The organism is Actinomadura harenae (assembly GCF_003696215.1).
GTDB classification, from domain to species: Bacteria; Actinomycetota; Actinomycetes; order Streptosporangiales; family Streptosporangiaceae; genus Spirillospora; species Spirillospora harenae.
Genome location: NZ_RFFG01000002.1, coordinates 55,016 through 74,181 on the forward strand (window position 1 = coordinate 55,016; position 19,166 = coordinate 74,181).

Sequence of the window (19,166 nt, forward strand, 5' to 3'; positions counted from 1 at the left end):
CGAATCCAGGCGGTTGGCATGGCGTAGCGCGTTCTTCCGTGTCGCTTCCTCTTGTGAGGCTTGTGCGTCTTCCGTTGCCCCGGCGGCCCGGCGTCCGAGGGGCTACTCGGCGGTGGCGAAGACGGAGACGGCGGTGGGGATGACGGGGGCGAGGATGGTGGCGGCGAGCTGGGCGTGGGCGATGAAGACCCGCTCCCTGGCGGCGCCGCAGGCGCCCCGGGCGGCGTGGTCGGGTTCGCCGGCGTCGGGACGGGTGACTTCGGGCCGGGCGGCGTTGGCCGGGCGCTCGACGCGCGCAGTGTGGGAGACGGCCACGGCTCGGGCGAGCGGTCGACGATGCTGGGCGGCGGACTGGTCGTCTCCGGGGTGGGTCCGTTGATGTGGGTGACGACGGGCAGGATCGCGGCTGTGGTAGCTGCTGCCGTGGTCACGGCGACGAGTGTGGTCGCGGTCATGGCGTGATGGTGGCCCCAGCGGATGATGGCGGCGAGTGCGGCGCCGGTGGTGCCGCCGGTGATGATGTGCCAGCCGCGGCGGCGTGCGCGGTCTCGCGCGGTGAGGGTGGTCGCGGCGACGGCGGGGATGCCTAGGCGGCGTTCTTCGGCCTCGCGTGCCGCGATGAGGGCGGCGAGATTTGCCTCTGCTTGTGCCTCTGCTCTGCGGAGTTGGTCAAGCCTGTCCTCCCGGGACTCTTGCGTCACGTCAGCCCCCTGTGACGGTGTGGTAGCGCGGGGCGCTTTCACCTTCGCCCCAAAATGTCACGGGATGATCAAGAGTCGGACGCTTTTTGTCTTTACGTGAGCAGGCAAATGCGGATTGTCAAGCGTTCACGCTGACAGGCTTCCGAACGGGGGATTCAACCAGCGTGGCGATCTTCGGATCGTTCGTTGCCATCGAGGACCAGTCGCTCGATCTCTCGGCCGATCGCCTTGTTTCGGCGCACCAGCTCGGCAAGCCGCTCGTCAGGGTCCTCCGGTAGGCCTGCGAGCGGATCCCCAATCTCGCCGGCCTCCGAGTCGCCCTCCGGATTTGAGGGCGGCCGCTTGGCGGCCGATCTCTCGGTCGGCTCGCCGCCGGCCAGGACGGCCTCGACGGACCCGGCAGCCCAGTCGAGCGCGCGCTCTAGGCGCGTGAGGCTGTTGCTCTTGTAGCTGTCCTGGGACGCGCTCTCGATGTATCGCAGCGTCACCGTTGATGGGCCACCCGCCGCGCGCACGTCCTCTTGCGTGAGGCCGAGCTGGGCGCGGCGCTGGCTCACGCACTCAGCGAGGCGTTGCCAGTCTTCGATTGGGTGGGACATGCCGCCCATGATGCACGACAGGTATCGACAGGTCGAGTCAGGTAAGGCCGATGTGGCAACTCGTCACATCGACAGGTAACGACATCTTTTCCTCGCATTTCCCCAGGTAGGAAACTTGTTGTCGATAGGTGTCGCTCTCAAGGCTTGACACCTGTCGATAGCTGTCGCAAGCTATCGACATGCAGATTCCTCCGATGGTCCCCCTCCGGGCCCTCCGCGAGGCGCACGGCCTGTCCACCACCCAGCTCGCCGAGCGCATCGCCGAATACGGCGTTCGGGTCCACCCCTCTTCCCTGACCAACGTCGAGCAGGGCAACAAGCAGGTCAGCCGCTCCTTGCTGAGGGCTTGGGCCCTCGCGCTGAACATCCACCCGGTCGACGTGCGCCGCGATGACGACCTGCGCGTGATGCTCCGCGAGGCGGACGCGGCCGACACCGAGCAGGAGTCCGCGTGATCACCCGGGTCGTCCTCGCGCTCCTGCTGCGGGTCCTGGCGCTCCTGCCGAACCCGCCCCGGGAGCCGCTGAAGAAGTGCGCGTGCGGGACCTCGAACGAGCCGGACCGCACCTCGTGCATCGGCTGTGGGGGCCCGCTGTGACCGCGCCCACGTATGAGCAGGCCGTTGCCGCGGCCGCGCAGATCCTGGCGGATGCCCGCGCCCGTCTGGCGCGGCAGACCCCCGAGCAGGCGGCCGAGGCGGCCTACGTCCCCGGCGGCCTGTCCCGCGAGGAGCTGGCCGCGCGGGTGCGGGAGCTGCGCGCGGCGACCGCCGCCCGGCGACAGGCGGCCTGACGACGAAGGGCTCCCGCGCCGCGCGACCGGCCGGGAGCCCGAGACCCCACCCATCCACCACAGAGAAGAGGAGCAGGGTCTTGACCAGTATCCACCCGGACATGCAGGCGCCGTCCGACACCGCAGCCCGTAGGGAGCTGCTCGCGCTCGTCCACCGCAGGCGGCTGTTGCCGAACCTGGAGATCTCCGGGGACCTCGACGAGCTGTCGCCCTTGTACGGCATCGACAGGGACCGCGCGGTGAACGAGCTGTTCGACGCCGTCCGGCTCGTCGAGAGCATCGAGGCGGGCGTCACTCACTGGTCGGAGGTCGTCCCGGACGCGGTCGGCCTCGACCGCGACGGGCAGGCGCTCAGCGCGGCGCGGACGCGGGTCGAGCTGGCCCTCGACGCGCTGCTGGGCGGCGCGCGGTGACCGCTGCGACCATCACCGCGACGTGGGAGGTTGCCCGGCCGGGTGTCTTCGACGACGTGCCCGCCGACGTCTACCACGCCGACCCGGTTCCTGGCGGATCGCTCTCGTCGAGCGAGGCCCGACGCTTGTTGCCGCCGTCGTGCCCGGCGCTGTTCCGGCACTACAAGGACCACCCCGAGGACCGGACGACGACAGCCGCGCTCGACTTCGGGCAGGCCGCCCACACGCTGGTCCTCGGCGACGGGCCCGAGCTGGTCGAGGTCGACGCCGACTCCTACCGCACCAAGGCCGCGCAGACCCAGCGCGACGCTGCCCGCGTCGCGGGCGCTGTCCCCCTGCTGCCGCGCGAGCTGGAGACGGTCCGCGCGATGGCCAAGGTGCTGCGGGAGCACCCGGTCGCCGCCAAGCTCCTGGAGCGCGGCCGTCCGGAACGCTCGCTGTTCTGGGCCGACGAGACGACCGGGACGCGGTGCCGCGCTCGGCTGGACTGGCAGCGCGACAGTCGCCCCGGCCGCCGCGTGATCGTCCCGGACTACAAGACCGCCGTCAGCGCGGAGCCGCGCGCCTTCGGCCGCTCCGTGCTCCAGCACGGCTACCACGTCCAGGCCGCTTGGTACCTGGCCGCGATCCAGGCTCTCGGTCTCGGCGGCGACGACAGCGCGTTCCTGTTCATCGTCCAGGAGAAGACCGCGCCGTACGTGGTGACGGTCTGCGAGCTGGACGCCGACGCCCTCGCGCTCGGCCAGGCCCTGACCCGCGCCGCGATCGACACCTATCAGCGGTGCGAGGAAGACGGCCGGTGGCCCGGCTACTCCGACGACATCGTCCACATCTCCCTGCCGCCGTGGGCGGCCGACGCCCTGGAGGACGCGTCCCATGAGTGAGCTGTCCGTCCGGTCCGACTCCGCCCCGGCGACTGTCCCCGCGCAGACCTCCCCCGCGATGAGCGCGCTCGCGCAGTGGGCCTACGACGCCCAGCAGGCGCACAACATCGCCACCTCCCTCGCCAAGACCTCGTTCGTGCCCGCGACCCTGCGCGACCGGCCGCACGACATCACCGCCGCGATCCTCACCGGCCAGGAGCTCGGGCTCCAGCCGATGGCGTCGCTCCGGGCGATGGATGTCATCCAGGGCACCCCTGCCCTGCGGGCGCACGCCATGCGCGGCCTGGTCCAGGCCCGCGGGCACCAGGTGCAGCTCGTCGAGTCGTCCGACACCCATTGCGTGATGCGCGGCAAGCGTCGCGGTGAGAACGAGTGGCAGACCGTCACCTGGACGATCGAGCGCGCGCAGCGGCTGAAGCTCACGGGCAAGGGCGAGTGGCAGAAGCAGCCGGCCACGATGCTGATCGCCCGCGCGACGGGCGAGATCTGCCGCCTGATCGCGGCGGACGTCCTGTACGCCGCGCCGTACGTCGCCGAGGAACTGGACGGGGCCGGACGGCCGTCGCCGGTGGTCACGGCCGCGCCGGTCACGGCCGCCGAGATCCTCGCCGAGCCCGAGCCCGAGCCGGACGACGGGTACGACGTCCTCGAGGAGCCGCCGACGGACGCCGACGCCGACGCGGACGCGGCGGCCGAGTACGCCGCCGAGCAGGCGGGCGAGCCGGTCGAGGTCGACGGGTGGCCGCCGGTCCGCAAGCCGGGAAGCGGGGCGTCGGCGTGATGTGGATCGTCTCCCTCAGCGACGGCGTCCGGATCGCCGCCCAGTACGGGCCCATGCGGGACGAGCAAGAGGCGCGCGGGCTCGCACAGTTCCTCGCCGCCCTGGACGCCCCCGACGCCCTGGCGACCGCGGAGTCCGTCGAGGCGAGCTCGGGCGGGGTGCAGCCGCCTCCGCCGGGACTGCTCGCCCGGTACCGCAAGGGTGGTGCCGAGTGAGCTGGCACCTCGGCCGCATGTGCCCGTTCGACCTGGAGACCACCGGCCCCGCCCCCGAGACCGCGCGGATCGCGCAGGTGTACGTGGGCCTGGTCGGCGGCGGCCAGGACCCGCTCGACCTCTGCGACCTGCTCGTCAACCCCGGCATCCCGATGCCGGACGAGACCGCCAAGATCCACGGGCTGACCACCGAGTACCTGACCGAGCACGGCCACCCGGCGGCCGAGGCCATCGGCGCGATCGCCAACGATGTCGCCGAGGCGCTTCTGCGGGGGATCCCGGTCGTGGGGCACAACGTCCGCTACGACCTGACCGTCCTCGACCGCGAGTGCCGCCGGTACGGCCTGCCGACCGTCGACGATTTGACGGGCGGGGCGCTCGGCCCGGTCATCGACACCCAGATCCTGTCCAAGCACGTCGACAAGTACAGGCGGCGCGTCTCGAAGGAGCAGGGCGCACAGGTCCTCAAGACGTGCGCCGCCGCGTTCGACATCCCGTGGGACGACGACGCCGCGCACGGCGCGCGCGCCGACGCCCTCATCGCCGCCCGCGTCGCCTGGCGCATCGGCCAGTACGCCGCGATGCCGCGCGCCGACCGGCCAGCTGCGAAGGGCCGCCGCCTCGAGGCGTTCGACGTCCTCCAGGTCGACCTGCCCACGCTGCACGCGACTCAGAAGCGGCTGGCCGTCGAGCAGGACCGGGACCTCGCCGCCTACTTCCGTGGCGAGGCCGAGCGGTCGCGTGACGCGGACGAGCAGATCGAGTTCCACACCAAGGCCGCGTCGTGCACCGGCCACTGGCCCCTCATCCCCCACACCGACACGCCCACCCCCCTCCTGTGAAGGACAACCCCATGCCGAAGAAGACCAAGCTGCCCGCCCGCGCCGTCGCGGCGGCTGCCCGGCCGACCATCGAGGTCGAGCCGCTCATGACCCCCGCCGAGGTCGCCGCCGCGTTCCGCGTCGACCCCAAGACCGTCACCCGGTGGGCGACGGCCGGGAAGCTCAGCTCGGTCCGCACGGTCGGCGGGCACCGCCGCTACCGCGAGTCCGAGGTCCGCGCCCTGCTCAACGGCACGACGCAGGCGGAGGACGACGCCTGATGACCCGCCGGCAGGACGTCGTCCGCGCCGCGCTCGCCGCGTACGCGGTGCGGGTGCAGCCGCGGGCCGCGCTCTCCCTGATCCGCACCCGGATCACCACCAAGAACACGACCGCCGCCCCGGATTGGGACCGGGGCGGCGGAACGGCCACCGACTGTAAGGAGTCGCCAGCCATGACCAGTATCCCGGTTCACGCCCGGCATCTGCTCACCGGGCAGCACATCGTCCAGCACCCCGACCACCCCGACCGGGCCGTCAACTACACCGTCGTCGGGCTCCCGCGCCTCCAGACGACCGCGCTGATGGAGGTCGACTACTGCACCGCGGACGGAAGCGAGGGGCGGCTCGTCCTCGACCCGATCGCGCCCGTGCAGGTCGAGGAGGACGCCCGCGACGCGCAGCGGCTCGCGGCGCGCGCCGTCCTGGAGCTGACCAGTGGCATCTACCGGCACCTGCCCACCATCTGGGCCTGGAAGATCCGCGAGGGCGGCCTGAAGGCCCAGCTCGACAGCAACGACGCGACCACGATCCCGGACCTGCGGCAGTGGGCGAACGCCCTCGGCGCGCCGATCACCTGGAGCGCCTACGACCACCTGCCCAGCAGCGCCCACGTCGAGGCCACTGGCACCGTGCTCGGCGTCACCGTCGAGATCTGGGGCGCCGTCGCGACCGCTCTGGCCGAGAGTGAGCTGGCGGAGAGCGAGACCACGCGATGAGCAGCCTGATTCGAGAGCTGACCGACCGTGCCGCCGAACTCGACGGTACGGCCATCAACGCCCGTGACGTCGCCGCGTCCTTCAAGGCCAACGCCGCCGCGAAGGACCGTCAGGCCGATACCGCCGAGGCTGAGGCCCGGCAGCTCCGCAACGTGATCGCGTTGCTCACCGGGGAGTTCGCGCCGCTCGCGCCCGGCGACATCACCAGCGGCGATGACCTCGGCCTCGCGATCGGGCTCCTCCGGATCGCGCCGCCGGACGACGCCAGCACGGCCGACCTGCGCCTGTACCTCGGGACCGTCCGCCGCGTGTACGAGCTGGCGATGCACCAGTCCCGCGTCACCGCGGACGAGATCCACCGGCGTGAGGGCCACGCGACGCTCGTCACGGGTGAGCTGCCGCCGCTGGAGATCGCGGCGAACCTCGCCACGCCGCCCGCCGAGGCCGTCCCGCTCTGCGCGCACTGCGACCGGGCGGTCGAGGAGGCCCCGTTCGGCGGCTGGGTCCACAGCGGTACCGAACTCGCGCGCTGCTACCCGACCGCGTCGGCCAGCGCGCTCGCCGAGCCGCCCGGCTCGGAACTGCCCGGGTCTGACCCGCTGGAGCCGCTCCCGCCGAACGCCGTCGACGTCCGTGCCGACACCGCGCAGGTCGTCGCCGCGCAGTACGTCGGGCAGTCGGTCGCGGTGAACTGGGGCCAGCACCGCACAATCGGCGTCCTGCGGCACTACACCACCGGCAGCACGTTCGAGGTGTGGGTCGAGGCCAGCAGCGAACTGGTCAGGATCCCGATGGCCCAGGTGGACACGATCGTGCCCGTCGCGCCGCTCCCCCGCCCCGACGACGCCGCAGCGCCCGAGGCGCCGCCCGCCGAGGACGAGCAGCCGAATACGCCGGAGCCCGAGCCGTTGCCGCGCCGTCACGCCGTCGCCGACGCGCCGCCGGTCGCGATCGACCCGCGCGCCGTCCAGCTCGCGCCGCGCGCCCTCGACGGCCTCAACGCCCTCACCACCCAGACGGACGGCCACAACTTCCCGGAGCCGAAGGAGCGGCAGGCATGACCGACTTCCAGGACGGCGAGATCGTCGACGTCACTCTCAAGGGCGTCCGGATCGCAAGGCCGACGCAGATCGACGCGATCGTGATCCGCGACGAGCACGGCGACAAGTACGCGTTGCCGCCGCAGGCCGCGATCACGCGTGTTGCCCCGGCCGGATGGCCGCCGCTCCGCGGGGACCTGTGGCGCGACCGGGACGGCGCGCTGTGGCTCGCCGACGAGGAGGAGGGCGACGCCTTCCCGCGCCTCTACAGCGCGATCGGGGTGTACGCCCCCGGTGAGGCGCTCCGCCAGTTCAGCCCGTGGACGCTCGTCCGGAGCGAGCAGGCCACCGAGGGGCCGCAGTCGTGACCGACGAGCCCACCCCGGACACCGCCCCCGCCACCACGGCGGGGCGCGGCGCCTCCGCCCGCCACGCCCTGGACGGCGGCGCCAAGTGATGGCCCGCAGGAAGACGCCCACCCCGTGGGGCCTGCCCCACAAGGACGAAGAACGCGAGCGCTCCATCACCGCCCCGCTCCCCGACAGCGCAGACGAACGCTGGCACGCCGCCCACCTGATCCGCCGCCGCTACCGCCGCCCGGAGTCCTGGCTTGAGTGCCTCGACCTGGGCGACGTCCCCGCCAAGCCGGACGGCTGGTGCAACTGCCCGGAGGTGCTCGGTGCTCGCTGACCTGATCGCCGCCGTCCCCTGGGGGATCTGGGCTGTCCTCCTCATGGCCTGCCCCATCAGCCTCACGCTCGCCCTCGCCCGCGCCGCCGGACGGCCCCGGCCCCGCGCTGGCGCGGCGCCTGTCGTCAGCCTCGACGACGCCCGGCGCAGGAGGCGGCCGTGACCTCCATCGACATCATCGTGTTCGGCCGCCCCGCCCCGAAGGGCTCCAAACGGCACGTCGGCCGCGGCGTCATGGTCGAGTCGTCCAAGAAGGTCCAGCCGTGGCGCGAGGCCGTGAAGTTCTCCGCCCGCGACGTCATCGACATCACGGGCTGGGAACGCCTCGACGGGCCCGTCACGATCCACGTCGACTTCTACTTCGACCCGCCCAAGTCCGCCCCGAAGCGCCGCCGGACCTGGCCCATCACCCGCAGCAGCGGCGACCTCGACAAGCTCCTCCGCTCCACCCTCGACGCCCTCACCGACGCCGGAGTGATGCGCGACGACTCCCAGGTCGTCCACATCGACGCCCGCAAGGTCCACACCTCCCCCGACACGCTCCTGACCGTCCCCGGCGCCCTCATCACCGTCCAGGCGGTGACCCCGTGATCTGGCCCGTCTACCTCGAGCAGGACGGCCTCTGGTGGACCGCCCGCTGCCGCGGAACCACCCCCGTCTGCCGCAAGCCCCACACGCTCGCGCGCACCAAGTCCCGGCAGCCCGCCCAGCGGGCCGCCGACGAACACCTCAAGCACCTCAACCAGATCAGCGCCTTCATGGAAGGAATCGCGTGACCATCCCCATCGACCCCGAGACCGGCGAGATCCAGGTCCGCCCGTTCGCCGACGTGCTGCGAGACCTCGGCCGCGCCGTCGTCATCGACGAGGCCGCCGTCCAGCTCCAGCAGCTCGCCACCACCGTCAAGGAGACCGGCAAGAAGGGCCGCATGGTCCTGACCGTCGAGATCCAGCCCATGAAGGGCAACGAGTCCGCGCTCATGGTCCACGCCAAGACGGACCTGAAGCTGCCCTCGTCCGAGCCGATCGGCGGCGTGTTCTTCCCCGACCAGCACGGCAACCTCCTCCGCGACGACCCCCGCCAGATCGCGATCCCGCTCCGCGAAATCACCCGCCCCCACACCGAGAAGGACCTGAAGCAGGCATGAACGCCCTGGAGCAGACCCGCACCGAGAACGACGCCCTCGTCGAGACCGCGATCCTGGCCGCCGAGCCGATCCGGATGGAGGGCGGCGAGATCTACGGCTACCGGCTGAACGGCCGCGTCGAGGTCGTCGACCTCACCGCCGACCGGTACCTCGACGAGCCCAAGTACAAGCGCGGCACCGTCACCGCCGCCGACGTCGCGTCCTTCGCGCTGTACTACGCCAAGCACGCCGACGCGTCCTCGGAGGTCTACGCCGACCTCGACCGCGGCACCGTTACCGCCGTCCTGGACGCGCACCTCGCCGACGTCCCGCGCTGGGAACAGCACATGCTCGTCCTGGCGCTCACGCCCACCGAGGCGTGGAAGCGCTGGACCACGATGGACCGGCGCTACCTCGGCCAGGTCGACTTCGCCGAGTTCCTCGAGGACAACCTGTCGGACCTCGCATCCGAGCCGGTCCCGGCCGCCGAGATGCTCGAGATCGCCCGCACCTTCCAGGCCCGGACCCGGGTCAACTTCTCGTCCGGCGTCAACGCCGTATCCGGAGACATCAACCTGCGCTACGAGGAGACCACCGATACCTCCGGCGGGACCAAGGGACAGCTGACCGTCCCGCGCGCCTTCGCCGTCGGCCTGGCGCCCTTCGACGACTGCGCGCCCTACCGGCTCGAGGCCCGTCTCCGGCACCGGATCAAGGACGGACGGCTGACCCTGGCCTACCTCCTCGACCGGCCCGAGGACGTCGTCCGCGACGCCGTGAAGACCGTCATGACCAAGGTCGAGGAGACGACCGGAATCAAGGTCATGCGCGGCCGTCCGGCGGCCCTCTGACCGTGGCTCTGTGCGCCTGGTGCTACGGCCCCGCCCACGTGCTCCTGCGCGCGGGCGGGGCCCAGCCCCGGGCCGCGACGGCCTGCCACATCGACCTCGGCAGGGCCCGCACATGGGCCGCCAAGGCCGGGCCCGTCACCGAGACGCACCTGACCACCCCGCCCGACACCGCGCCGCCGCCCGGCGCCCTCTTCTGACCGGAGGTGCCCATGGACGAGCCCGACCCCGACGTCCTGGAGCACGAGCGCGTCGGCCGCACGCGCCAGGTCACGCTGCCCGATCTACTCACCGAGCTCATCGACACCCTCCGCCGGGCCTACCTCACCCCGCCCGATCAGCACCAGCAGGGAGCCCCACGCGCATGACCTGGTTCAAGGTCGACGACACCCTCGCCTTCCATCGCAAGGTCGTCGCCGCCGGAAACGCCGCCATGGGCCTGTGGGTCCGCGCCGGGTCCTGGTCCGCCCAGCAGCTCACCGACGGGTTCGTCCCGAAGCACATGGTCGCCTCGCTGGGTACCCGCGGTCAGGCCGAGAAGCTCGTGGCGGTCGGCCTGTGGGAGCACGCCGAGGGCGGCTACGTGTTCCACGGGTGGAACGAGCGCCAGCCGACCCGGCAGCAGGTCGAGCAGGAACGCGAGGCGGCCCGGGAGCGGATGCGCCGGCGCCGGACCGGTTCGGACGATGTTCGGGCGAACACCGACCGAACCAACGAGGGAACGCCCCCTGTGGAAAACCTGGGGAAAACCCCGGACGCCGTCAGAACTGCGACGGAAATCGAAAAAGATCTTGCTGTCAGTAAAACGCAGTCCGAACCCGGTCAACCCTCCGCGCTGACGGAGAACCCGCAGGCCACAGGCGAACGTTCGGCCGAACACGCACCCGAACAATCACCGAACTTCGCCCGCAGTTCGGCAACCCCGTCCCGTCCCGTCCCGTCCCGAAGGGACGTAGGTACTACTAGTCCGTCGTCTACAGGTAGTAGAGACGCGCGCGAAAGCGACGACGACCAGAAGCCGACGGACGACGATCGCGCCTTCCTCGCGACCATCGTCGACACCCTCCACGCCGAGACCGGCGAACTCGTCACCGACGCCTGGGCCGCCCGTGTCCGCGACCAGATCCTCACCGGCCGCGACGTCCGCCGCCCGCTCCCGTACCTGATCAAGACCATCCAGGAACGGCCTCGCGACTTCCTGCCCACGTCCAGCGACGGCTCGGCCAGCACGCGCCCCGACCCCCAGCTCGACCGCGTCCGCGCCCCCGACCAGGACGACATCACCGCCCGCGGCATCACCGCCGCCCGCGACGCCCTCCACCGCAAGCCACCCACCACCGAGCCCGCAGAGGAGGCCCGGCCGTGACCTACCACGACGACGACAACCCCAGCTTCTGCTGCCCCTGGACGAACTGCCGATGCACCCACCAGGGATGCACCGCCGGATGGATCGACCGCACCCGCCCCGACGGCAGCACCTACGCCGCCCCCTGCCCGACCTGCCGCCCCGAAGTCGCCCGCCACCTCGCCGACCGCTCCAAGTCCCTGCCCAAGCTCCGCCGCGAACTGCCCACCCTCGCCCGCCCCTCCCGCGCCCTCGCCCGCCACGCCCACCCCGGAGACGACCAGTGATCACCCGCATCCGCCAGGCCGCCGCCCGGCTCCTCACCCCGCGGCCCGACCCGTGCGCCCGCAACACCGCCGCCCCGGTCGAGCAATACCGAACCCAGACGCCATCCGCACACCTCACTGACGACCAGGCCATGCGCGAACTCGCCGCGCTGACGTCCGCCGGCCTCTCCCCGTGGGACGCCGCCGAGCAGGTTTTCGGAGGTGACCGGTGAAGATCCGCATCATGGGTCTGCCCGACGAGATCGAGGCCGCCATCGAGGCGCTCCGCAGCGTCCTGGACGTGATCGAGGAGTCCAAGCCGTACGCCAACTGCGGGAACTCCCGCGCCGTCCGTGTCTACCTGGAGGCCCGCCCGGGCGCCGCGCCCAGTGCTCCCGACCAGGGCTCGGCGGAGCTGCTCGCCCGCGCTGAAGCGGCCGAGGATCGTCTCCGCCAGACCGCGAGCGCGGTCCGCGGGCTGGCAGACCGGGCCGACGCCGCCGAGGCCACGGCCGACCGGTGGCGCAAGCGCGCCGAGGAGGCCGAGGCTGCGATCGCCGGGGTCCGCCGCCTGTGCGACCTGACCATCTCCGCGTCCTGCCGCGTCCAGGCCATCGAGCAGGCCCGCGACACCCTCACCGTCCTCGACCGGACCATGCCGGAGGGCTGATGACCACGCCGAAACAGCACCGCGCGCAGCTCTGGCACTCGTCCGGCCAGTGCCGGACCCAATGCCGCACCTGCGACTGGGCCGGCGCTTGGCAGCCCTCCGAGGCCGCCGCGCGGGAGGAGCACCGGCAGCACCGCCGCGCCCTGGGCGAGAACGTCCCGCCGCGCGCGCCGTCACAGGCCGAGCGCCTGCGCGCCGCCGAGGCCGCTGTCGAGCGCGTCCGCCGCCTCCACACGCCCGCCGCGTCGCACCCCGTCATGGCGTTCATCACCGACCAGGACGAGCACTGCCCGACCTGCACTCGCGACGCCCTCGCCCCGGTCGCATCGCCCTGCCCGACGCTCCGCGCCCTCGACGGCGCCCTCCCCAACAGCGACTACCCGACCGTTCAGGAGGCCCGTTGATCCACACCTCGCCCGCCGACATCCGCGCCATCCGCGACCTCGAGGAGACCGCGCGGCTCGTCGTCGGCCTGGCGCTCCTGCGGGACCCGGACGCATACCGGCCGTGGCGCGAGCCCAGCATCACCGCCGAGCAGCGCGCGGAGCTGGACGCCGCCGCCCGCGCCGAGCGCGCCGAACGCGTCGCGTACGCGCCCGGCGAGCACCAGGACGCCGCGCGGCCGGACGTCCTGGACCTGCTCGCCTCCGTCCTCGACCGCGCCGTCGTCCTGGCCGACCACATCTCGCGCGCCTCCTGGCTCCCCGTGCTCCCCGCCGCGCCCCGTGACGGCGACCCACGGCCGTACATGCTCCGCGCGGCCCGATACCTGCCCCAGGCCGTGATCGGCTGGACGAACGGCTCTGAGATCGCTCACTGGGCCGCAGACGAAGCCCGCGCGCTCCGGAGCGACGTCGAGGCCGCGCTCGCGCTCATGTCCGACGGGCAGCGCCTCAAAGCCCTCTGCCCGTGGTGCGGCGGGACGACCGAGATCACGCCCACCGGCGGCGAGTACACCTGGCGCGTCCGGACGCTCCCCGGCGACCTCACGGCAATCGTGTGCGAGGGCGGCTACTGCGAACCGCCCAGCCGGGACGTCGGGACGTGGTGGCGGGGCCGGCCTGCGTGGCCGCTGCACGAATGGGACTGGTTGGCGCGACAACTCAACGCGGCGGACGCCCGCACGGAAGGATCGGCAGCATGAGCATGACCGACATCGTGGACTTCCTCCGCTCCAGGCTGGACGAAGATGAGCTGTTCGCGGCCCGCGGCCCCGGCGGTCAGCCGATCCAGCCCGCGGACCTGGTGTGGACGTACGAGCCGGACACCGCGGACGCGCGGGACGGCGGATCCGTCGTGGCACGCGGGCACCGCATCCTGATCGACTCACCAATGGTGATCGCCGCGCACGTCGCGCGCTGGGACCCGGCGCGCGCACTGGCCGAGGTCGAGGCCAAGCGCCGGCTCATGGCTGAGCACCGCGACGACGGGGACGGCCACTGCCAGGGATGCGGCATGAACGCTTACGAGGAGATGTGCCGCAACATCGACAACTGCCCCGTCCTGGCCGCCCTCGCCAGCGTGTACGCCCACCACCCCGAGTACGACGAGACGTGGCGCCCCGCTTGACCTGCGGGTTGTGGATAACCCATACTCGTGCGCGGAGACGTACGCCCAAAGCCCGGCCACAGCGCCGGGCTTTCGCGTTACCAGGCCCGTGGCCGGAACTGCCCCTGGGCCGCCTCGATCGCGTCCCGCATCGCCCGCATCTCGTCCTGACTCCGCTTCCGGAACGGCACCGCGTACGCGTCCTTCCGCGCATCGGTGTTCCGATGCCCCGACCGCTCCCGAACCGCCGGCACCCCACCCATCAGGATCCGCAGCGCGCCGTTCGTCAGCGCGGTCGCCGGCCTCAGCTCGACGCCGGTGATCTGCGAGACGTGCACTCGGACCGTCGCGCCGCGCGCCCCGATGCGCTCCCCGCCCGCGATCTCGACCATGCCGTCCTGGGACAGGCTGATCCAGTGCGCTCCGGTGCCTCGCGCGTGCAGCGGGCCCGCGGCGGGCTGCGGTTGGGGAGCGTGCTGGGCCGGTAGGTCGTAGCGGCCGTACGGGTCCGATTCGGGCTGGTAGGGCTGCATGGTGTCCTCCGTGTCCAGTGGTGTTGTCACGATCGTCAAGGACGTCCAACGAGTTCGCCTGGTTGGCGGGAGGTATCGGTATGGCCACATCCGGCGGACGCGGCGACAACCTGTGCGGCGCGAAGACCCGCAAGGGCGGGACGTGCGGGCACCCCGCCGGGTACGGCACCGACCACGCAGGGATCGGGAAGTGCAAGTACCACGCCGGGTCGACGCCGAACGGCCGGAAGGCCGCGAAGAAGGAGTTCGCGCGGCGCCAGGTCGAGACGTTCGGGCTGCCCCGGGACATCGCCCCAGATGAGGCGCTCCTCGAGGAGGTCCAGCGGACCGCCGGCCACATCGCGTGGCTCGGCGCGCTGATCCAGTCGTCTGACCCGTCCGAGCTGGCCCAGTACACCAAGGACGGCGACAAGCCGTCGGTGTGGATGGAGCTGTATCAGTCCGAACGCGTCCACCTCGCGCGCGTCGCGAAGGCCGCCCTCGATGCTGGTGTCGCGGAGCGGCAGGTGCGTCTGGCCGAGCAGCAGGGCGAGCTTCTCGCGGGTGCGATCAACCGGATCCTCGACGGGCTCAACCTCAGCAGCGAGCAGTGGGCGCGCGTTGCCGACGTCGTCCCTCGCGAACTCCGCGCCGTATCCGCCTAACCCCTCAACTGGAAGGCTCTCCATGCAGCGCATCGTGCCCGCCGTGGCCCTCGCCGCGGCCGTCATCACGGCGGCCGCCGGATGCTCCAGCACGTCGTCCGCCGACGCCAGCCGCCACCGGCCGACGCACTCGCCCACCGTGAGCCCGACGACGTCCCCGACGCACCGGCCGTCCGGGTCGTGCCACGCGTCCAGCCTCGACCCGGCCAGCACGCGCCCGGACCCGGCGTGCACGCCCGGCGCGCTCAACCCGAACGTCACCCAGGCGAACATCCACCAGACGGTGTGCGTCGCCGGGTACACCAAGACGATCCGGCCGCCGGTCGCGTACACGAACGCGCTGAAGCGGCAGCAGATCATCGAGTACGGCTACGCGAACACCTCCCCGTCGGCGTACGAGGAGGACCACTTCATCCCCCTCAGCCTCGGCGGGAACCCGACCGACCCCCACAACCTGTGGCCCGAGCCCGGGAACCCGAACCCGAAGGACCAGGTCGAGTTCAAGCTCTACAAGGCGCTGTGCGCCGGTCAGGTTCAGCTCGCCCCGGCGCAGCAGGCGATCGCCGCGGACTGGACGACCGCCGTCGCCAAGCTCGGGCTGAAGTAGGACGACGTCCCGGTGGCCGCCGTCCTGTCGCCGTTCGAGGCGGCGGCCCAGCTCTTCGAGCGCCGCGCGCAGGCCACCCGGTTCCGAGACGACCCCGTCGCATGGGTCCGCGAGCGGCTCGGCCAGACGGTGTGGTCCAAGCAGGCCGAGATCCTCGAAGCGCTCCGTGACCGCCGGAAGGTCGCCGTCCGCTCCTGCCACGGCATCGGCAAGAGCCACGTCGCCGCGCTGGTCGCGTGCTGGTGGCTCGACACGCATCCCGTGGGCAGCGCGTTCGTCGTCACCACGGCCCCGACCTTCCCGCAGGTCCGCGCGATCCTGTGGCGGTACATCCGCCGCGTCCACAAGGCCGCAGGTCTCTCTGGCCGGGTCAACCAGACCGAGTGGTGGTTGGGCGAGGAACTCGTCGCGTTCGGGCGGAAGCCCAGCGATCACGATGAGTCAGCGTTCCAGGGCATCCACGCCGAGCACGTCCTGGTCGTCCTGGATGAGGCGTGCGGGATCCCCGAGCAGCTGTGGATCGCCGCCGACGCGCTCGTCACCAACACCGGCTGCGCGCTCCTGGCGATCGGGAACCCCGACAACCCGGCCAGCCACTTCCGCCGGGTCTGCGAGAGCGACACCTGGCACACCATCGGCGTCTCCGCCTTCGACAGCCCCAACATGACCGGCGAACAGGTCCCGCCCGAGGTCGCCAAGTCGCTGATCTCCCGCGAGTGGGTCGAAGAGAAGGCGCGCGAGTGGGGCGTCGAAAACCCCATCTACATCTCCAAGGTCCTCGGCGAGTTCTCCCCGGACTCGCCGTCCCAGGTGATCCGCACCAGCGACATCGCGTCCTGCCGGATCGCCCTCGACGTCCCCCGGACGCCGGACGAGCTGCTGCCCGTCGAGCTGGGCGTCGACGTCGGCGGAGGCGGGGACGAGACCGTCATCCGTGAACGCCGTGGCCCGGTGGCCGGCCGGGAGTGGCGGGCGCACACGGACCGGCCGGAGGAGATCGCGCCGATGGTGCTGGCCGCGATCCGGGAGTCCGGCGCGACCCGCGTCAAGGTCGACAGCAACGGCGTCGGGTTCGGTGTCGTCGGCGAGCTGCGGAACCTCGCGAGCCAGGGTCTTCACTCGGCGCAGATCGTCGCTGTGAACGTCGGTGAGGCCGCGTCGCAACCGGCCGTCTACCTGAACCTCCGCGCCGAGATCTGGTGGGAAGTCGGGCGCCTAGCGAGCGAGCGGCGCGAGTGGGACCTGTCGACCATGGACAACGCCGACCGGACGATCTCGCAGCTCCTCGAACCGCGCTGGGAGCTGGACCCCAAGGGCAAGATCAAGATCGAGGCGAAGGACGCCATCCGCGAACGCCTCGGGCGCTCCCCGGACAACGCCGACGCGCTCCTGCTCGCCTTCTACGGCGGCCGGGACGCCACGACCGACTTCTTCGAGCATCTGCGCGCACAGAGGGGACGATGACCATGCCCCGTCTGCCCTGGCGACGCGACGCCGACACGACCAAGGCCGCGCCACCCGCTGGCGCGACCATGGTCCCGCTGGCCGACGTCCTGTCGGCGCTCAGCAACCAGCGCGCCGGGCAGGCCGTCCCGCTCCCGAAGCCCGAGGAGTGGTGGACGACCCCGTTCAACCCCGGCCGGCCCTTCGACCCGTCGCCGATCAACCCCGTCCGCGAGGACACGGGCCGCGCCGAGCCGCGGACCTGGCAGGCCCCGGTCGGATGGAACCTCCAGACCGCCCCGCACAAGCTGATCCCCTGGCGCGTGCTGCGGCAGGCCGCCGACACCGGCATCGTCCGGCAGTGCATCGAGGCCCGGCAGCGCGCCCTCACCGGCCTCGAGTGGGACGTTGCGATCTCCCAGGACGCCATCAACGACCTGAAGACAGCGGGCGCGTCCACGGCCGAGGCCACGAGCAAGCTCCGCGACCAGCTCGCCCCCGAGATCGACCGGCTCAGCGAGTTCTGGCGGAAGCCGGACCCGCAGCAGGGCCTGAACTTCACGAGCTGGATGTGGCAGCTCATGGAGGAGCAGCTCGTCCTCGACGCCGTCGCGATCTACCCGCGCACCACCTACGGCGGCGACCTCATCGGACTCCGAGTCATCGACGGCTCCACCATCAAGCCCTTGCTCGACGACCACGGGGCGCGCCCGGAGCCGCCCGCGCCCGCGTTCCAGCAGATCCTGTGGGACTTCCCCCGCGGCGAATTCACGGCCGAGGCCGCCCAGGACGGCGAGACCGCGCCGGGCCTGATGGCCGACCATCTGATCTACGCGCGCCGCACGATCCGCGTCTGGACGCCGTACGGCTACAGCCCGGTTGAGCGGGCCCTGACCGACGTCGACCTGTACCTGAAGCGTCTCGCGTGGATGCGCGCCGAGTACGACGACGGTGTTGCGCCGGAGCTGGTGCTGAAAGTCCTGGCGACGGGCGAGCAGTGGACGCCGCGGCAGTTGCTGGAGTACGAGCGGGAGTTCAACGACCATCTGTCCGGCCAGACCAGCGAGCGGAAGCGGGCGCGGCTGTTGCCGCCGGGGATGGAGCCTGCGCAGCTCGGGAACGTCGCCGAGCGGTACCGGCCCGAGTACGACCTGCACCTGATCAAGCTGGTGGCCAGCCACTTCGGCGTGCCCATCTCGGAGCTGGGGTTCAGCGAGTCGCAGGGCCTCGGGTCGTCCGGATGGTCGGAGGGGCAGGAGGCCGTCGCGTACCGGGCTGGGACGCTCCCGGACGCCCGCTGGTGGGGACGGCTCCTCACCGAGATCCAGCGCACCCACCTCGGCGCCCCGCCGGAGCTGGAGTTCAAGTTCCTCGGCCTGGACGAAGAGGACGAGCAGGCGGCCGACCAGCTCGCCGAGGCGCGGGTGAAGACCGGCCGCATGACGATCAACGAGGACCGCGACCGCTTGGGGCTGCCGAGGTACGACATCCCCGAGGCCGACGTCCCGATGATGGTGCTGTCCCGCGAGGTCATCCCGCTCGAAGGGTCGATCGAGGCGGCCGAGGTCGCGCGGCAGCCGCCGCCCCCGCCGCCCGCGCCGTTCGGCGCGGCGCCGCACGGGCAGCCGGACGGCCAGGAGCCGCCGGAGAACGCCGGCCAGGACGAGCAGCAGGCGAAGGACGAGATCGCGAAGTTCCGCCGTTGGGCCCGCAAGCGGACCGGCAACGCCCGGCCGTTCGAGTTCCAGGCCGGCCGCGACGTCCTCCTCGCGCTCGCGCCGGACCTCGCCGACGACCCGCGTGCACTCCTGCCGAAGGCGGCTGATGCTGACCCAAAAGCCCGGCCGCCTGGACGGGCTGGGAGCACGACGAGCAACTCGTCGCGCACTACGCCCCGCTGATCGCCACGGCGCTGGCAGGGGCCATCGACACCGTCCGGGTCGCTGAGGCATGGGCAGCGGCCCGGACGGTCAGCAAGACCGCCGACCCCGGCGGCGAAGCGGACGCGCTCGCGTGGCTCGCGTCCCTCGGCCTGTCCCGGCGGCTCGAGCACGCGCTCCGCGAGGTACTCGGCGACGCGTGGCTCGAGGCGTGGCTCGTCGGGCAGGCCTCCGCGCGCGCCGCCCTCGGCTACACGGTCGACTGGGAGCACTGGCACCCGGGCAACCCCGCCGCGGCGCGGCGGCTGATCGGCGGCGCGCAG

The 19,166-nt window shown here is 72.1% G+C and carries 34 protein-coding genes; 31 read left to right on the top strand and 3 right to left on the bottom strand.

The annotated features are described in order from the left end of the window. Nucleotides 1–102 precede the first annotated feature (102 nt). A complete protein-coding gene (locus tag EBO15_RS01310; RefSeq protein ID WP_122192419.1) occupies nt 103–315 on the bottom strand; it encodes a hypothetical protein in 213 nt (70 codons plus the stop codon). Between the two features lie 541 nt (nt 316–856). Then, entirely contained in the window at nt 857–1,300 is a 444-nt protein-coding gene (locus EBO15_RS01315) for a hypothetical protein (protein ID WP_147481336.1), read from the bottom strand. A gap of 179 nt (nt 1,301–1,479) precedes the next feature. Between EBO15_RS01315 and EBO15_RS01320 the strand changes: the two genes are divergently transcribed. The 27 genes from EBO15_RS01320 to EBO15_RS01435 all read left to right on the top strand — a co-directional run bounded on the left by EBO15_RS01320 (nt 1,480) and on the right by EBO15_RS01435 (nt 13,757). After that, the gene (locus EBO15_RS01320) at nt 1,480–1,755 is read left to right on the top strand and encodes a helix-turn-helix domain-containing protein (protein WP_122192421.1); all 276 of its coding nucleotides are present in this window, start codon (nt 1,480–1,482) and stop codon (nt 1,753–1,755) included. Beyond that, entirely contained in the window at nt 1,752–1,898 is a 147-nt protein-coding gene (locus EBO15_RS43985) for a hypothetical protein (RefSeq protein WP_158628095.1), read from the top strand. The genes EBO15_RS01320 and EBO15_RS43985 overlap by 4 nt, the downstream gene beginning before the upstream one ends. After that, the gene (locus tag EBO15_RS01325; RefSeq protein ID WP_122192422.1) at nt 1,895–2,092 is read left to right on the top strand and encodes a hypothetical protein; all 198 of its coding nucleotides are present in this window, start codon (nt 1,895–1,897) and stop codon (nt 2,090–2,092) included. The genes EBO15_RS43985 and EBO15_RS01325 overlap by 4 nt, the downstream gene beginning before the upstream one ends. An 80-nt stretch (nt 2,093–2,172) precedes the next feature. Beyond that, the gene (locus EBO15_RS01330) at nt 2,173–2,505 is read left to right on the top strand and encodes a hypothetical protein (RefSeq protein ID WP_147481337.1); all 333 of its coding nucleotides are present in this window, start codon (nt 2,173–2,175) and stop codon (nt 2,503–2,505) included. Further along, the gene (locus EBO15_RS01335) at nt 2,502–3,389 is read left to right on the top strand and encodes a PD-(D/E)XK nuclease-like domain-containing protein (protein WP_199744269.1); all 888 of its coding nucleotides are present in this window, start codon (nt 2,502–2,504) and stop codon (nt 3,387–3,389) included. The genes EBO15_RS01330 and EBO15_RS01335 overlap by 4 nt, the downstream gene beginning before the upstream one ends. Then, on the top strand, nt 3,382–4,170 hold the full coding sequence (locus tag EBO15_RS01340; protein ID WP_122192424.1) for a hypothetical protein: 789 nt from the start codon (nt 3,382–3,384) through the stop codon (nt 4,168–4,170). The genes EBO15_RS01335 and EBO15_RS01340 overlap by 8 nt, the downstream gene beginning before the upstream one ends. Next, complete coding sequence (locus tag EBO15_RS01345) at nt 4,170–4,385, top strand: hypothetical protein (RefSeq protein WP_147481338.1); 216 nt, start codon at nt 4,170–4,172, stop codon at nt 4,383–4,385. Before EBO15_RS01340 ends, EBO15_RS01345 begins: the two co-directional genes overlap by 1 nt. Further along, nucleotides 4,382–5,227, top strand: coding sequence for an exonuclease domain-containing protein (locus EBO15_RS01350; RefSeq protein ID WP_122192426.1), 846 nt, complete (start codon nt 4,382–4,384; stop codon nt 5,225–5,227). Before EBO15_RS01345 ends, EBO15_RS01350 begins: the two co-directional genes overlap by 4 nt. Before the next feature lie 86 nt (nt 5,228–5,313). Beyond that, nucleotides 5,314–5,487 (top strand): BldC family transcriptional regulator, encoded by a 174-nt coding sequence (locus EBO15_RS01355; protein ID WP_233615866.1) that lies wholly within the window; start codon nt 5,314–5,316, stop codon nt 5,485–5,487. Next, nucleotides 5,487–6,203 carry a hypothetical protein gene (locus tag EBO15_RS01360; protein WP_122192428.1) on the top strand — a complete coding sequence of 239 codons (717 nt, stop codon included), beginning with the start codon at nt 5,487–5,489 and terminating at the stop codon, nt 6,201–6,203. Before EBO15_RS01355 ends, EBO15_RS01360 begins: the two co-directional genes overlap by 1 nt. After that, nucleotides 6,200–7,264, top strand: a complete 1,065-nt coding sequence (locus EBO15_RS01365; RefSeq protein ID WP_122192429.1) for a hypothetical protein — start codon at nt 6,200–6,202, stop codon at nt 7,262–7,264. The genes EBO15_RS01360 and EBO15_RS01365 overlap by 4 nt, the downstream gene beginning before the upstream one ends. Beyond that, entirely contained in the window at nt 7,261–7,611 is a 351-nt protein-coding gene (locus EBO15_RS01370; protein WP_122192430.1) for a hypothetical protein, read from the top strand. The genes EBO15_RS01365 and EBO15_RS01370 overlap by 4 nt, the downstream gene beginning before the upstream one ends. Nucleotides 7,612–7,699: 88 nt before the next feature. Further along, a complete protein-coding gene (locus EBO15_RS01375; protein WP_122192431.1) occupies nt 7,700–7,933 on the top strand; it encodes a hypothetical protein in 234 nt (77 codons plus the stop codon). Further along, a complete protein-coding gene (locus EBO15_RS43990; protein ID WP_158628096.1) occupies nt 7,923–8,096 on the top strand; it encodes a hypothetical protein in 174 nt (57 codons plus the stop codon). The genes EBO15_RS01375 and EBO15_RS43990 overlap by 11 nt, the downstream gene beginning before the upstream one ends. Beyond that, nucleotides 8,093–8,524, top strand: coding sequence for a RusA family crossover junction endodeoxyribonuclease (locus EBO15_RS01380; RefSeq protein ID WP_199744270.1), 432 nt, complete (start codon nt 8,093–8,095; stop codon nt 8,522–8,524). The genes EBO15_RS43990 and EBO15_RS01380 overlap by 4 nt, the downstream gene beginning before the upstream one ends. Next, nucleotides 8,521–8,709: a hypothetical protein gene (locus tag EBO15_RS01385; RefSeq protein ID WP_122192432.1), complete on the top strand. Its 189-nt coding sequence runs from the start codon at nt 8,521–8,523 to the stop codon at nt 8,707–8,709. Before EBO15_RS01380 ends, EBO15_RS01385 begins: the two co-directional genes overlap by 4 nt. Continuing rightward, nucleotides 8,706–9,080: a hypothetical protein gene (locus EBO15_RS01390; RefSeq protein ID WP_122192433.1), complete on the top strand. Its 375-nt coding sequence runs from the start codon at nt 8,706–8,708 to the stop codon at nt 9,078–9,080. Before EBO15_RS01385 ends, EBO15_RS01390 begins: the two co-directional genes overlap by 4 nt. Next, nucleotides 9,077–9,910, top strand: coding sequence for a DUF2303 family protein (locus tag EBO15_RS01395; protein WP_122192434.1), 834 nt, complete (start codon nt 9,077–9,079; stop codon nt 9,908–9,910). Before EBO15_RS01390 ends, EBO15_RS01395 begins: the two co-directional genes overlap by 4 nt. Before the next feature lie 2 nt (nt 9,911–9,912). After that, on the top strand, nt 9,913–10,107 hold the full coding sequence (locus EBO15_RS01400) for a hypothetical protein (protein ID WP_122192435.1): 195 nt from the start codon (nt 9,913–9,915) through the stop codon (nt 10,105–10,107). 12 nt (nt 10,108–10,119) lie between these two features. Beyond that, nucleotides 10,120–10,275 carry a hypothetical protein gene (locus EBO15_RS43995; protein ID WP_158628097.1) on the top strand — a complete coding sequence of 52 codons (156 nt, stop codon included), beginning with the start codon at nt 10,120–10,122 and terminating at the stop codon, nt 10,273–10,275. Further along, a complete protein-coding gene (locus EBO15_RS01405; protein WP_122192436.1) occupies nt 10,272–11,273 on the top strand; it encodes a hypothetical protein in 1,002 nt (333 codons plus the stop codon). The genes EBO15_RS43995 and EBO15_RS01405 overlap by 4 nt, the downstream gene beginning before the upstream one ends. Beyond that, nucleotides 11,270–11,539 (top strand): hypothetical protein, encoded by a 270-nt coding sequence (locus EBO15_RS01410; RefSeq protein ID WP_122192437.1) that lies wholly within the window; start codon nt 11,270–11,272, stop codon nt 11,537–11,539. Before EBO15_RS01405 ends, EBO15_RS01410 begins: the two co-directional genes overlap by 4 nt. After that, nucleotides 11,536–11,751: a hypothetical protein gene (locus EBO15_RS01415; protein ID WP_122192438.1), complete on the top strand. Its 216-nt coding sequence runs from the start codon at nt 11,536–11,538 to the stop codon at nt 11,749–11,751. The genes EBO15_RS01410 and EBO15_RS01415 overlap by 4 nt, the downstream gene beginning before the upstream one ends. Beyond that, entirely contained in the window at nt 11,748–12,188 is a 441-nt protein-coding gene (locus EBO15_RS01420) for a hypothetical protein (protein WP_122192439.1), read from the top strand. Before EBO15_RS01415 ends, EBO15_RS01420 begins: the two co-directional genes overlap by 4 nt. Further along, on the top strand, nt 12,188–12,592 hold the full coding sequence (locus EBO15_RS01425) for a hypothetical protein (RefSeq protein WP_122192440.1): 405 nt from the start codon (nt 12,188–12,190) through the stop codon (nt 12,590–12,592). The genes EBO15_RS01420 and EBO15_RS01425 overlap by 1 nt, the downstream gene beginning before the upstream one ends. Continuing rightward, nucleotides 12,589–13,332, top strand: coding sequence for a hypothetical protein (locus EBO15_RS01430; RefSeq protein WP_122192441.1), 744 nt, complete (start codon nt 12,589–12,591; stop codon nt 13,330–13,332). Before EBO15_RS01425 ends, EBO15_RS01430 begins: the two co-directional genes overlap by 4 nt. Beyond that, nucleotides 13,329–13,757: a DUF6221 family protein gene (locus tag EBO15_RS01435; protein WP_147481339.1), complete on the top strand. Its 429-nt coding sequence runs from the start codon at nt 13,329–13,331 to the stop codon at nt 13,755–13,757. The genes EBO15_RS01430 and EBO15_RS01435 overlap by 4 nt, the downstream gene beginning before the upstream one ends. Before the next feature lie 77 nt (nt 13,758–13,834). Here EBO15_RS01435 and EBO15_RS01440 read toward each other — a convergent pair whose 3' ends face one another. Beyond that, a complete protein-coding gene (locus tag EBO15_RS01440) occupies nt 13,835–14,269 on the bottom strand; it encodes a DUF4429 domain-containing protein (RefSeq protein WP_158628098.1) in 435 nt (144 codons plus the stop codon). An 80-nt stretch (nt 14,270–14,349) separates the two neighbouring features. On the opposite strand from EBO15_RS01440, the gene EBO15_RS43500 reads away from it, so the two are divergent. Genes EBO15_RS43500 through EBO15_RS01460 form a run of 4 tightly spaced genes read left to right on the top strand, consistent with a single transcriptional unit; the run spans nt 14,350 to nt 18,864 of the window. Continuing rightward, nucleotides 14,350–14,913, top strand: coding sequence for a hypothetical protein (locus EBO15_RS43500; protein WP_147481340.1), 564 nt, complete (start codon nt 14,350–14,352; stop codon nt 14,911–14,913). Between the two features lie 22 nt (nt 14,914–14,935). After that, complete coding sequence (locus EBO15_RS01450; protein ID WP_122192445.1) at nt 14,936–15,520, top strand: HNH endonuclease signature motif containing protein; 585 nt, start codon at nt 14,936–14,938, stop codon at nt 15,518–15,520. A 12-nt stretch (nt 15,521–15,532) separates the two neighbouring features. Next, complete coding sequence (locus EBO15_RS01455; protein ID WP_122192446.1) at nt 15,533–16,984, top strand: hypothetical protein; 1,452 nt, start codon at nt 15,533–15,535, stop codon at nt 16,982–16,984. Further along, a complete protein-coding gene (locus tag EBO15_RS01460) occupies nt 16,981–18,864 on the top strand; it encodes a phage portal protein (protein WP_122192447.1) in 1,884 nt (627 codons plus the stop codon). Before EBO15_RS01455 ends, EBO15_RS01460 begins: the two co-directional genes overlap by 4 nt. Nucleotides 18,865–19,166: the final 302 nt, after the last annotated feature.